The sequence below is a fragment of the Parviterribacter multiflagellatus genome, from assembly GCF_056863265.1.
Genome location: NZ_JBXPIZ010000010.1, coordinates 34,309 through 46,086, shown reverse-complemented (window position 1 = coordinate 46,086; position 11,778 = coordinate 34,309). Strand labels below are relative to the sequence as shown.

The 11,778-nt window shown below is 74.8% G+C and carries 11 protein-coding genes; 5 read left to right on the top strand and 6 right to left on the bottom strand.

Features of this window, described 5'->3' with window-relative positions:
* Nucleotides 1–24: 24 nt before the first annotated feature.
* The 5 genes from AC1UE5_RS20820 to AC1UE5_RS20800 all read right to left on the bottom strand — a co-directional run bounded on the left by AC1UE5_RS20820 (nucleotide 25) and on the right by AC1UE5_RS20800 (nucleotide 4,160).
* A complete protein-coding gene (locus AC1UE5_RS20820; protein ID WP_482927144.1) occupies nucleotides 25–558 on the bottom strand; it encodes a hypothetical protein in 534 nt (177 codons plus the stop codon).
* 33 nt (nucleotides 559–591) lie between these two features.
* Nucleotides 592–2,148 carry an aldehyde dehydrogenase family protein gene (locus AC1UE5_RS20815; protein ID WP_482927142.1) on the bottom strand — a complete coding sequence of 519 codons (1,557 nt, stop codon included), beginning with the start codon at nucleotides 2,146–2,148 and terminating at the stop codon, nucleotides 592–594.
* A 10-nt stretch (nucleotides 2,149–2,158) separates the two neighbouring features.
* Nucleotides 2,159–2,524, bottom strand: coding sequence for a hypothetical protein (locus AC1UE5_RS20810; RefSeq protein WP_482927140.1), 366 nt, complete (start codon nucleotides 2,522–2,524; stop codon nucleotides 2,159–2,161).
* 63 nt (nucleotides 2,525–2,587) lie between these two features.
* Complete coding sequence (locus tag AC1UE5_RS20805) at nucleotides 2,588–2,872, bottom strand: glutaredoxin family protein (RefSeq protein ID WP_482927138.1); 285 nt, start codon at nucleotides 2,870–2,872, stop codon at nucleotides 2,588–2,590.
* A gap of 10 nt (nucleotides 2,873–2,882) precedes the next feature.
* Nucleotides 2,883–4,160 (bottom strand): replication-associated recombination protein A, encoded by a 1,278-nt coding sequence (locus AC1UE5_RS20800; protein ID WP_482927136.1) that lies wholly within the window; start codon nucleotides 4,158–4,160, stop codon nucleotides 2,883–2,885.
* A 111-nt stretch (nucleotides 4,161–4,271) separates the two neighbouring features.
* Here AC1UE5_RS20800 and AC1UE5_RS20795 point away from each other — a divergent pair, with 111 nt between their 5' ends.
* The gene (locus AC1UE5_RS20795) at nucleotides 4,272–5,987 is read left to right on the top strand and encodes an NHL repeat-containing protein (protein WP_482927134.1); all 1,716 of its coding nucleotides are present in this window, start codon (nucleotides 4,272–4,274) and stop codon (nucleotides 5,985–5,987) included.
* Here the strand turns inward: AC1UE5_RS20795 and AC1UE5_RS20790 are convergent.
* On the bottom strand, nucleotides 5,984–7,009 hold the full coding sequence (locus AC1UE5_RS20790) for a dipeptidase (protein WP_482927132.1): 1,026 nt from the start codon (nucleotides 7,007–7,009) through the stop codon (nucleotides 5,984–5,986). The genes AC1UE5_RS20795 and AC1UE5_RS20790 overlap by 4 nt on opposite strands.
* A gap of 34 nt (nucleotides 7,010–7,043) precedes the next feature.
* Here AC1UE5_RS20790 and AC1UE5_RS20785 point away from each other — a divergent pair, with 34 nt between their 5' ends.
* The 4 genes from AC1UE5_RS20785 to AC1UE5_RS20770 are packed head-to-tail and all read left to right on the top strand — an operon-like array spanning nucleotide 7,044 to nucleotide 11,776.
* The gene (locus tag AC1UE5_RS20785; protein ID WP_482927130.1) at nucleotides 7,044–8,327 is read left to right on the top strand and encodes a M20/M25/M40 family metallo-hydrolase; all 1,284 of its coding nucleotides are present in this window, start codon (nucleotides 7,044–7,046) and stop codon (nucleotides 8,325–8,327) included.
* Nucleotides 8,324–9,139 (top strand): DUF1385 domain-containing protein, encoded by an 816-nt coding sequence (locus AC1UE5_RS20780; protein WP_482927128.1) that lies wholly within the window; start codon nucleotides 8,324–8,326, stop codon nucleotides 9,137–9,139. The genes AC1UE5_RS20785 and AC1UE5_RS20780 overlap by 4 nt, the downstream gene beginning before the upstream one ends.
* The gene (locus AC1UE5_RS20775) at nucleotides 9,126–10,220 is read left to right on the top strand and encodes a nicotinate phosphoribosyltransferase (RefSeq protein WP_482927126.1); all 1,095 of its coding nucleotides are present in this window, start codon (nucleotides 9,126–9,128) and stop codon (nucleotides 10,218–10,220) included. Before AC1UE5_RS20780 ends, AC1UE5_RS20775 begins: the two co-directional genes overlap by 14 nt.
* Nucleotides 10,221–10,264: 44 nt before the next feature.
* Nucleotides 10,265–11,776 (top strand): ATP-dependent metallopeptidase FtsH/Yme1/Tma family protein, encoded by a 1,512-nt coding sequence (locus AC1UE5_RS20770; protein ID WP_482927124.1) that lies wholly within the window; start codon nucleotides 10,265–10,267, stop codon nucleotides 11,774–11,776.
* Nucleotides 11,777–11,778 lie beyond the last annotated feature (2 nt).

The window sequence follows — 11,778 nt, the reverse complement described above, 5'->3', positions numbered from 1 at the left end:
GCCCTGCTTCGCCGCGTGCGCGGGTCAGACGAGCGCGTCGGGCGCGGCGGGCGGCGGCTCGGGCGGGTGGCGCCGCTCGCGCCAGCCGAGGCCGAGGCCGATCAGCGCCGCGACGAGGCCGATGAGCGCGACCCACTGGCCGCCGGCGCGGTCGCGGGAGATGCGGGCCTCACCGACGCCCTCGCCGAACGAGCCCTCGACGAGCGTGACCGTGTCACCGGTGAAGCCGTCGGCGAGGAGGACGCCGAGCGCGATCGCGCAGAGGATCGCGGCGACGGCGAGGACGATCCACGGGACGCGGTGGACGGCCGCGTCGTAGATCGCCAGGCCGATCAACCCCACGCCGAGGAGGAAGAGCGCGACGTCGCCGCCGTCCCAGAACTCCCAGCCGGTCTGCGCGAGCTCGGCGACCACGCTGGCGACCTCGCTCTGCGACGGCTCCTCGAAGCCGCTGTACTCGAGCGTGCCCGACACGTCGAACCACGTCGCGAAGAGCGACGCGCAGATGAGGACGCCGCCGATGGCGAGCGGGATGGGGACGAGCAGGCGGGAGAGCATCGGGACCGGAGGGGGAAGTGAACCAGGCGCGCGTCAGCGGCGCAGCGCCCGCCGCGCGACGCGCGCCACGGGCAGCGCCTGGGTGCGCCACGCCCGCGAGCGGTCGCGGTCGCGGCCCGAGCGCAGCCAGGCCATCGCCTCGCCGGCGCGCAGGAGGGAGCTGTCGTACGGGTGCCACCACGGCTCGCGGCCGGTCGGCGGGTCCCACGTGACGACCTTGTCGGTGACGCACTCGCGCAGCGCCGCCTCGCCGCGCACGCGGCCCAGGCCCGAGTCCTTCGCGCCGCCCCACGGCAGCTGCGGCGCCACCGGCGCGACCTGGTGGTCGTTGAGCCAGACCATCCCGGCGTGCAGCGCCCGCGCGATCCGCGCGCCCTTCGCGCGATCGCCCGTCCACACCGACGCGCCGAGGCCCAGCTCCGCCGCGTTCGCACCCGCGATCGCCTCCTCCAGCGTGTCGACCGCGGTCACGCAGAGCACCGGCCCGGGGACCTCCTCGCGCAGCACCGGCGCGTCGGCCGGCACGTCGGTCAGCACCGCGGGCGCCACGTACGCGCCCTCGCCGCCGCCCCCGCATCGCACCACGGCGCCGCGCTCCACCGCGTCCGCGATCAGCGCCCGCACCCGCACCGCGCGGGCGTCGGAGGCGAGCGGGCCGACCTCGGTGGCGGGATCGAGCGGATCGCCGACGCGCAGCGCGGACGCGCGCTCCACCACGCCGGCGACGAACCGGTCGTACCGCGGCCGCAGCACGTAGACGCGCTCGGCGGACCCCGCGGCCTGCCCCGCGTTCGCGAACGCCGCCCACACCAGCCCCGCGACAGCGCGGTCGAGCGCCGCGTCCTCGAGCACGAGCGCCGGGTCGTTGCCGGCCAGCGCGAGCGTGACGGCCTTCAGATCCCGCGCGCAGGCCTCGCCGACCTCGCGCCCGACCTCGGCCGAGCCGGCCAGCCGCACCTGGTCGACCGGCGCAGCCACCAACGCGCGGCCGGTCGCGCTCCCGCCGTGGACGACACGCAGCAGCCCTTCCGGCAGTCCCGCCCGCGTGAAGGCCCGCAGGATCCGCTCGCCCGTCAGGCACGCCAGCGGCGACGGCTTGAGCACCACGGCGTTGCCCGCCATCAGCGCGATCGCGACGTCCCCGAGCGGCTGCGCGAACGGGTCGGCGGCCGGCGAGATCACCGCGACGACGCCCAGCGGCGCGTGCGTCACCCGCGCGCGCTTGCGGGGGAAGAACGTGTGCGAGAGCCCGACGCGGTCGTCGCCGAGCACCGTCGGACCTTCCTCCGCGAGCCACCGCAGCGTCTCGATCGCGGGCAGGATCTCCAGCGACTCGGCCTCCACGACGGGGCGCCCCGTCTCGCGCGCGATCAGCGTGCGGAGGTCGTCGAGCTCGTCGATCACCGCCTGCGCCGCGCGCACCATGTAGCGCGCCCGGTCGGTGGGCCGCAGCTGCGCCCACAGCGGCTGCACGGCCGCCGCGCTCGCGACGATGCCCGCCACGCCCTCGGGCGGCGTCAGCGCCACCGAGCCGATCGTGAGGCCGGTGGCGGGCTCCAGCGACTCGTGTCTGGCGGCGGCGTCGCTCACGCCGCGGAGGCTATGCCACCCGGGGGACGAGGACGCCGCGGCCGCGCGCGGCGTGATCGGCCAGTGCCTGTGCGAGCAGGGCGGTCACGGCGGGCTCGTCGGCGAGCAGGGTCGGGGCCCCGTCGGTGGCGTCGACGGTCGCGACGCCGACGATGGCCTCGCGCGAGCGCTCCGGGTCCCACCGGGTCGCGACGATCGACCACCGCTCGCCGCGCTGGAAGCGCAGGCCGCGGCGGACGTCGAGGTCGCCGGTGCTGATGCCCATGCGCGCGAGGAAGTCGGTGATCTCCGCACGGTCGCTCGTCCGCGGCAGGCGGAGCCGGACGCGCCCGCAGCCGGGGACGTCGTGGTGGCGGTCGAGGTAGGTGGACGGCATCGCCCCCTCACCCTGGCAGGCCTCACCCGGAGCCTCGTGAACGACCGGTTGCACGGTTCGAACCTAGGCGTGCGCCTGCGCCTGGTCGACGTGGCCGGGCTCCCAGTCCCAGGCGTCGAACCGCTCGTTCAGCGCGGTGACGATCGCGTCGGTGTCGCCGCTCAGCACGGTCCCGTCGTCGAGCACCGCGACGGGGATCGAGTCCTGCCCGGAGACCTCGCGGAGGCGGGCGCGGTCCTCACGGCGCGGCTCGACCTGGCGCACGACGTAGTCGACGCCGAGCTCGGTCAACCGCTCGCGGACCTGCGCGGAGTAGGGGCACCATTCGGCCTGGAAGAGCTGGAGCACGCGTGGGCCACTACCCAGTCCCGCGCCCGCGTGCACGCCGGATGCGCTCCAGCCGCTCGCCCAGCTCCCGCTCGGTCGCCGTCGGCACGTAGAACCGCTGCCCGACGACCTCCTCGGGCAGCAGCTCCTGCGGCGAGACGTGCCCGGGCCGGTCGTGCGGGTAGTCGTAGCCGCTCTCCCGCCGCGTGGACGAGCGCAGGTAGTCGGGCGGGAGCCGCGCGCCGTTCTCGCGCACGTACGCGCGCGCCGCGTTCAGCGCCCGGTACGCCGCGTTGGACTTCGGCGCGAGCGCGAGGTAGACCGCGCACTGCGCCAGCGCGTGCGCCGCCTCCGGCAGGCCGACGTGCTCGACCGCCTGCGCGGCGGCGACCGCCACCTGCAGCGCCTGCGGGTCCGCGTTGCCGATGTCCTCCGAGGCGAGGATGACCATCCGGCGGACGATGAAGCGCGCGTCCTCGCCGCCCTCCAGCATCACCGCGAGGTAGTAGAGCGACGCATCCGGGTCGCTGCCGCGCGTGGCCTTGATCCACGCCGACGCGTAGTCGTAGTGCTGGTCGGCGGCGCGGTCGTAGCGGATCGCGCGGCGCTGGATCGCCTGCTCGGCGCGCTCGACGTCGATGACGCCCTGCTGCTCGGCGGCGATCTCCAGCGCGCCGAGCGCCACGCGCGCGTCGCCCTCGGAGCGCTCGGCGAGGAACCGCAGCGCGTCCTCCTCGATCTCGATGCCCGTCCGCTGGATCAGCGTCGCGAGGTCGTCGGCGCTCAGCGGCTGCAGCTCGTACACGCGGACGCGGCTGATGAGCGCGGAGTTGACGGAGAAGTAGGGGTTCTCGGTCGTCGCCCCGATCAGCGTGACCAGGCCCTCCTCGACGGCGGGGAGGAGCGTGTCCTGCTGGGCCTTGTTGAAGCGGTGGATCTCGTCGAGGAAGAGCACGGTCCGCTCCCCCGAGGCCTTGCGCCGGTGGTCGGCCCGCTCGAGCACCTTGCGGACCTCGGGCCGCCCCGCCTCGACGGCGCTCAGCTCCTCGAACGCGGCGTTCCCCGACGCGGCGACGAGCCGGGCGAGCGTCGTCTTGCCGGCGCCGGGCGGCCCGTGGAGCAGCATCGAGTGCGGCCGCCCCTCCTCGATCGCCCGCCGCAGCGGCTGGCCGGGCCCGAGCAGGTGCTGCTGGCCGACGACGTCGTCGACGGTGCGCGGGCGCATCCGCACCGGCAACGGCGCGTCGGACTCCGGCACGCCCGTGCGCGTGCGGCGCGGCTCGTCGGGCGGGGTGAAGAGCTGGTCCATCGCCTCCCAGTATCGCCACGCCCCCGGAGGCATCCGCCGCCCGAAGTCCCGGGGGCAGGTTCAGGGGCGCCCCCGAGGTGCTCGGGGGTGACGGGCGCGAGAGTCGCCGTCATGCCCGTCCCGCACCAGAACCTCCTCGCCGGCGCCGCCGCGGCCGCCGCGCTCCTGACCTCCGCCGTCCCCGCTGCCGCCGCGCCCGCCGGCACGATCGACACTGGCTGGAACGGCGGCGCGTTCACGCCCCTCACGTTCGCCCCGACCGACAGCGCCGATGGCCGGCACGTCGCGCGCTTCGCCGACGGCAGCGTCGCCGTCCTCGGCGTGTCGACCGTCTCCGGGACGACGCGCCCGGTCGTGGCCCGCTACCTGGCCGACGGCCGGCCCGATCCCGCGTTCGGCTCGGGTGGCCGCGTGCTGGTCGACCTGCCCGGCGACGACGGGCCGGCGGCGGGGATCGTCCCGCTGTCCGGCGGCCGGCTGCTCGTCGCGGGCACGGGGCAGGTCTCGGGGGCGAGCTCGGACGACTACCTCGTCCAGCGCCTGCGCGCCGACGGCACGGTGGATCCCAACTTCGGCAGCGGCGACGGGCTCGCCGACGGCGTCTTCCGCATCGGCCTGGTCGACAAGCAGGAGCAGCTCGGCGCGGTCGCCGTCGACGGCGACGGGCGCCTCGTCCTCGTCGGCTCGACCGACGCCGGCCCGGCGCAGGACCTGCTCGTCGCGCGCATCACCCCGGAGGGCGCGGCCGACACGTCGTTCTCCGGCGACGGCCTGTGGCGCTACGACTCCGGCGGGCCCGAGCGGCCGTCGGCCGCGGTCAGCTCCGGCGTGCAGCTCACGATCGGCGGGAGGCTCTTCGAGGCCGGCGGTGCCGGGTTCGTCCTGCGGATCAACATGCACTCCTCCCCGACGCAGGACATCGGCTTCGGCTCCAACGGCCGGCGGCTGATCGACGAGGCCAGCGGCTCGGTCGAGGTCGACGACCTCGTCGTCCTGCCCGACCGGAGCGTGCGCGTGATCGGCGACGTGAGCGGTGGGGCGAGCTTCATCGAGGGCCTCACCTCGAGCGGGCTGCCCGACGCGACCTTCCTCGGCGGCGAGCGCCGGTTCACCGACGGCGCGTACCCCGCGGCGTCGGCGGCGATCGAGGCGCTGCCGGACGGGCGACTCGTCGTCGCGGGCCTCCAGCAGTCCAGCGCGACCGAGGGCAAGGCGTACGTCCAGCGCCTGGCCGCGGACGGGCAGCCGGACCCGTCGTTCTCCGGCGACGGCACCGCGCTGCTCGACGGCGGGCTGCCGCTCAGCGCGGCGAACGGCCTCGCGGTCGAGCCGTCCGGCGACCTGCTCGTCACCGGCACCGGAGGCACGTCGGTCGGCGGGCTGCGGATGGTGACGGCGCGGGTGAACGGCAGCGAGAAGCCCGATCCCGCTCCGCCCGCGCAGCCCGGCCCGCCCGCCGAGCCCGGCCCGCCGGCGCCGCCCGCCCCCGCGCCCGGCAGCGCCGCGCCGGTCACGCCGCCGCCCGCGTCGAAGGTCGTCCCGCGCGCGGCCGACGTGATCGCGCTGCCCGCCGCCAGGACCTGCGTCTCGCGCCGCACGATCGCGCTGCGGCTGAGGGCGCCGAAGGGCGCGAAGGTCGTCTCCGCCACCGCGAAGGTCGGCGGCGGGAAGGCCCGCAGGCTCACCGGCACGCAGGTCTCGCTGCGCGGCCTGCCCAAGGGCACGTTCAAGGTGACCGTGACGGCGAAGCTCTCGACCGGCGAGACGCTGACGCTGAAGCGCACCTACCGGACGTGCGCGAAGAAGAAGGCCAAGCGCGGGCGCTAGTCGCGCCAGGACGCGCCGAGCACCCGGCGCCAGTTCCCCCACGCGATCTGCTCGATCTCGTCCTCGCCGAACCCGTCCTCGGCGAGGGCGTCGAGCAGCCTCGGCAGGCCCGCGACGTCGCCCAGCGCGTCCGGGATCGGCGCGCCGTCGAAGTCCGAGCCGAGCGCCACGTGGTCGATGCCCGCGACGTCGGCCACGTGCCGGATGTGCTCGACCAGCACCGTGAGCGGCGTGTCGGTGTCGTCGGCGCCGTCCGCGCGCAGGAACGGCGCCGCGAACACGACGCCGACCAGGCCGCCCGTGGTGGCGATCGCGCGCAGCTGCTCGTCGGTCAGGTTGCGCGACGACGGGCACAGCGCGTGGGCGCCCGAGTGGGAGGCGACGAGCGGCGCGGTGGAGATCCGCGCGACGTCCCAGAAGCCGTTCTCGTTGAGGTGGCTGAGGTCGACGACGATGCCCAGCTCGTTGCACGCGCGCACGAGCCGCTCCCCGGCCGCGGTCAGCCCCGGACCGGTGTCCGGCGACGACGGGAAGCGGAACGGGACGCCGTGGCCGAAGTCGTTGGGGCGCGACCACACCGGCCCGATCACCCGCACACCCGCCTCGTACCAGTCGTCCAGGCCGGCGAGGTCACGGGCGATCGGCTCCGCGCCCTCCAGCCCCAGCACCGCGGCGAGCCGGCCGTCGCGCACGGACAGGTCCAGGTCGGCGGTGGAGCGGACGACGCGCACCGCGCCCATCGCCTCGAGCGTGAACAGCCGCGCGGCGAAGCGCGTCGCGGCGGCCAGCGCGTCCTCGTGTGGGAGCGGCGCCGGCAGCGGCACGTCGTAGCCGCCCTCCCCGAACTCGATCGCGTCCAGCGGCTCGTTCACCGAGTCGCAGAACACAGCGAAGATGCCGCCCGCCAGGCCGCCGGCTGCGGCCCGCTCGACGTCCACGTGGCCGCCCTCGCGACCCGCGGCGATCTCGGCCGCCTCGGCGGAAGTCAGCACGTCGTTGTGTCCGTCGAAGACCGGCGGCATGTCGCGGGCACGATGCCACACGTACGCTCTGGGGATGGACGCCACGGCGCTCCTGCAGCGCCTCATCCGCCTGAACACGGTCAACCCGCCCGGGAACGAACGTCCCGCGCAGGAGCTCCTCGCGGGGCTGCTGACCGCCGCCGGCTTCGAGGTCGAGCTCGTCGGCCGCACGCCCGAGCGCCCGAACCTGGCCGCCCGCCTGCGGGGCAAGAGCGACGGCCCGACGCTGTGCCTGCTCTCCCACGTCGACACCGTCTACGCGACGCCCGCCGACTGGCAGCGCGACCCGTGGTCGGGCGATGTCCACGACGGCTTCCTCTGGGGCCGCGGCGCACTCGACATGAAGAACCAGACCGCGGCCGAGGTGAGCGCGGCGACCGGGCTCGCGCAGTCCGGCTGGCGGCCCGAGCACGGCGACCTGCTCGTCGTCAGCGTCGCCGACGAGGAGACCGGCGGGGAGGAGGGCGCGGTGTGGATCTGCGAGAACCGCCCCGACCTGGTCCGCTGCGACTACCTGCTCAACGAGGGCGCGGGCACGGTGATCCCGCACGACGGGCGCCGGGTCTACGGCGTCTGCGTGGCGGAGAAGGGCGTCTTCCGGTTCCGCGTGATCGCGTCCGGCACGGCGGGCCACGCGTCCACGCCGCAGGTCGGCGACAACGCGCTCGTCAAGCTCGCGCCCGTCATCGAGCGGCTCGCAGGCGGCCGCGCGGGCCACGACGTGACGCCCGGCCCGCAGGCGCTGCTCGACGGGCTCGGCGTCGGGGGCATCGAGGAGCTGCGCGCCGCCGACCCGCGCCTGGCCGACACGGTCGAGCCGATGCTGGCGGTGACGTTCGCGCCGACGCGCGTGTTCGCCAGCGAGAAGATCAACGTCATCCCCGCCGAGGCGACGCTCGCGGTCGACTGCCGCGTCCCGCCGGGCCACGGGCGCGAGACGGCGGAGCGGCGGCTGCGGGAGGTGCTCGGCGACGTGCTGTCGAGCAGCAACGGCGACCTGCGGATCGAGTTCTTCGAGGAGGTCGTCGGCAACCAGTCGCCGGTCGAGTCGCCGCTGATGGACGCGATCCGGGACTGGGTGGCGGTCGAGGACCCCGGCGCCGAGGTCCTCCCGACGATCCTCCCCGGCTTCACCGACTCGCGGACGTTCCGCGCCGCGTTCCCCGAGTGCGTCGCCTACGGCTGGTTCCCCCAGCGCCACCAGAGCTTCTACGACACCTGGCCGCTCATCCACTCGGCCGACGAGCGCATCGACGTGCGCGACCTCGAGTGGGCGACGCGGTCCTACGCCGACGTGACCAGGAGGATCCTCGGATGAGCGACCTGACGACGACCGAGTCGCCCGACAAGCCGGACAAGCTGCGGCTCGGCGGGATGGCCCTGCGCAACGGGCTGCTCGTCCACGGGCCCACGCACTGGGCGGCCGCGTGCCGCCGCAAGGACGGGACGATCGGGACGGCCTCCGGCGTCAAGCCGCGCTTCAAGGCGCTCGACGGCGTGCCGGGCGCGCGCGGCGTGGTGCGGCTCGGCGAGGCGATGGCCGTCATCCCGCTGGTGAAGAAGAACCTGCCCGAGGCGCAGCTGCCGTTCGAGGACGCGAAGGTCGCGGGAGCGGCGGCGGGCGCGTCGCTCGCGTCGAAGGTCATCCGGAGGCGCGGCCGCGGGGCGACCGGGGCGGAGGCGCTCGCGGCGGCGATCTCGGTGCTCCCCACGGTCGTCGCGCTGCGCTCTGGCGAGCTGGCTGCGTACCACGGCGCCGAGCACATGGCGATCGGCGAGTACGAGAGCGGCGGGAGCGCGACGAAGGAGCACGACCGCTGCGGCAGCCACCTGATGGCGCCGCTGCTCGCGGCCAACCTCGTCGGCGCGGCGCTGATCAAGAAGCTCGTCGACAAGCCCGGCGCGGTGCACGGCGGGGCGGTCGCGCTCGGCTCGATGGCGTTCGCGGTCGAGGTCTTCGGGTGGACCGAGCGGCACCCCGACAACGGGGCGACGCGGGCGATCAAGGCCCCGGGTCACGCGCTGCAGGTCGGGCTCGGCACGCGCGAGCCGACCGACGCGCAGCTCGAGGTCGGGCGCGCGGCGCTCGCGGAGATCCTGCGCGCGGAGGGCGCCGATGGCGACGCGTGAGCGGGTCGCGCCGGAGACCTTCCGGCTCCCCGTCGAGCGGATCCGCTCGGGGTACTACGCGGACGCGTACTTCGTCTACACGAAGGACCTGCTCGAGAAGGAGGGGCGCCACCCGCACGTCCTGATGCAGGTCTTCCAGCGCAAGGCGTCCGTGCTGGGCGGGATCGACGAGGCGATCGCGATCCTCAAGGCCGGCGCGGGGCGCCACGTGGACGGCGCGTGGGTGCCCGGTTGGGACGAGCTCAAGGTCCGCGCGCTGCACGAGGGCGACGAGATCGCGCCGTACGAGGTCGTGATGACGATCGAGGGCGATTACCAGCTGTTCGCCCACCTGGAGACCGTCTACCTCGGCACGCTCGCCCGGCGCACGCTCATCATGCGCAACGTCAAGGAGGTCGTGGAGGCGGCGAACGGCAAGCCGATCTTCTACTTCCCGGCGCGGCACGACCATTGGCTCGTCCAGACCGGCGACGGGTGGGCGGCGCACATCGCGGGGTCGGTCGGCGTGTCGACGGACGCGCAGGCGTCGTGGTGGGGCGGCACGGGCATCGGGACGGTCCCGCACGGGCTGATCGCGGCGTACGGCGGCGACACCGTCGCGGCGGCGCGCGACTTCGCCAAGCACTACGCGGGCCAGATGAACGTGACGGTGCTCGTCGACTGGGAGAACGAGTCGCCGCGCACGGCGGTCGAGGTCGCCGACGCGCTCGGCGACGACCTGTGGGGCGTCCGCCTCGACACGAGCGGCTCGGTCGTGGACCGCTCGCTGTGGCACGAGATGGAGACCGCGCCGCCGTTCACGCCGACGGGCGTCAACGAGAAGCTCGTCCGCAAGGTCCGCGCGGCGCTGGACGACGCGGGGCACGGGCGGGTGCGGATCGTGGCGTCGGGCGGGTTCACCGCCGCGCGCATCCGGGAGTTCGAGCGGCTCGGCGTGCCGGTCGACGCCTACGGCGTGGGCTCGTCGCTGATCCGGGGCGACAACGACTACACCGCTGACGTGGTTCGTGTGGACGGGAAGCCCTGCGCGAAGAAGGGCCGTGGCGAGTGGGACAGCTCGCGTCTTAGTCCAGTGGACTGAAAGACGGTTGAGGTTTGGCCCTGCATGGTCGACCCTGACTCCTGATGCAGTGGCTCCAGGACTGGGCGTACGACTGGCAGGGCTTCATCAGCATCGTCTTCATGGTGGTGCTGGTGGTCGTCTTCGTGCGGATGGCGCGGGGGCTGCCCAAGACCAAGCCCCAGCAGATCAAGCCGGACACCAAGCAGGCGATCGCCTGGGAGGACATCGCCGGGGCCGACCAGCCCAAGGCCGAGCTGCAGGAGGTCGTCGACTTCCTGAAGGACCCGAAGGGCTTCCAGCGCCTGGGCGCGAAGGCGCCGAAGGGCGTGCTGCTGCACGGGCCGCCCGGCACCGGCAAGACGCTGCTCGCCAAGGCCGTCGCGCACGAGTCGGGCGCGGAGTTCTTCGCGCAGTCGGCGTCGTCGTTCGTCGAGATGTTCGCCGGCCTGGGCGCCGCGCGCATCCGGCGGCTCTTCCGCGAGGCGCGCAAGTCGTCGCCCGCGATCATCTTCATCGACGAGCTCGACGCGGTCGGCGCCAAGCGCGGCTCGGACAACTCGTCCGAGCGCGAGCAGACGCTCAACCAGCTGCTCGTCGAGATGGACGGGTTCCCCGACTCGCAGGACATCGTCGTGATGGCGGCGTCGAACCTGCTGGACAAGCTCGACCCGGCGCTGCTGCGGCCGGGCCGGTTCGACCGCCAGGTCTTCGTCGCGCCGCCGGACGTCGAGGGGCGCCGGGCGATCCTCGACGTGCACACCCGCAACAAGCCGCTGCGCGACGTCGACCTCGACCTGGTCGCGCGCCAGACCTCCGGGCTGACCGGCGCGGACCTGGCGAACCTCGCCAACGAGGCCGCGATCCGCTGCGCGCGCCGCAAGGGCCACGCGCTCGTGCAGGACGACTTCGACAAGGCGCTGGAGCGCGTGGTCGCCGGCGTCGAGTCGTCGCGCCGGCTGACCGACCACGAGCGCCGCGTCGTCGCCTGGCACGAGGCCGGCCACGCGCTGGTCGGGGAGCTGCTGCCGTCGGTCGACCGGCCGCACAAGGTCTCGATCGTGCCGCGCGGCAGCGCGCTCGGCTTCGCGATGTCGCTGCCCGAGGAGGACCGCTACCTGAAGACCCGCGAGGACCTCGTCGACTACATGACGGTCCTGCTCGGCGGGCGGGTGGCGGAGCAGCTCGTGTTCGGCTCGGTCACCACCGGCGCGGCCAACGACCTGCAGAAGGTCGCGGAGATCACGCACGCGATGGTCCAGCACTACGCGATGGGCTCGTCCGCCACCGGCCCGCGCGCGTGGCTCGACCTCGAGGTCGCGTCCGAGACGTCCCGCCGGATGCGCGACGAGGAGCAGCGCGAGCTGGCGATCGAGGCCGAGATGGCCGCCCGCGACATCCTCGTCCGCCACCGCGCCAAGCTCGACGAGCTCGCGGCCGCCCTGCTCGACCGCGAGGTCCTCGACCGCGCCGACCTCGACCGCATCCTGGGCGACGTCCCGCGCGTCGAGCGCCCGCCGGTCACGGGGCTGCGCCTCGCGGCCTCCGACCCGACGCCGCCGCGCGACGACGCCTGACC

Coding starts and splice junctions, on each gene's coding strand:
- AC1UE5_RS20795 (WP_482927134.1), top strand. CDS start 4,272: ATGCCCGTCCCGCACCAGAACCTCCTCGCCGGCGCCGCCGCGGCCGCC.
- AC1UE5_RS20775 (WP_482927126.1), top strand. CDS start 9,126: ATGGCGACGCGTGAGCGGGTCGCGCCGGAGACCTTCCGGCTCCCCGTC.
- AC1UE5_RS20785 (WP_482927130.1), top strand. CDS start 7,044: ATGGACGCCACGGCGCTCCTGCAGCGCCTCATCCGCCTGAACACGGTC.
- AC1UE5_RS20780 (WP_482927128.1), top strand. CDS start 8,324: ATGAGCGACCTGACGACGACCGAGTCGCCCGACAAGCCGGACAAGCTG.
- AC1UE5_RS20790 (WP_482927132.1), bottom strand. CDS start 7,009: ATGCCGCCGGTCTTCGACGGACACAACGACGTGCTGACTTCCGCCGAG.
- AC1UE5_RS20800 (WP_482927136.1), bottom strand. CDS start 4,160: ATGGACCAGCTCTTCACCCCGCCCGACGAGCCGCGCCGCACGCGCACG.
- AC1UE5_RS20820 (WP_482927144.1), bottom strand. CDS start 558: ATGCTCTCCCGCCTGCTCGTCCCCATCCCGCTCGCCATCGGCGGCGTC.
- AC1UE5_RS20810 (WP_482927140.1), bottom strand. CDS start 2,524: ATGCCGTCCACCTACCTCGACCGCCACCACGACGTCCCCGGCTGCGGG.
- AC1UE5_RS20770 (WP_482927124.1), top strand. CDS start 10,265: ATGCAGTGGCTCCAGGACTGGGCGTACGACTGGCAGGGCTTCATCAGC.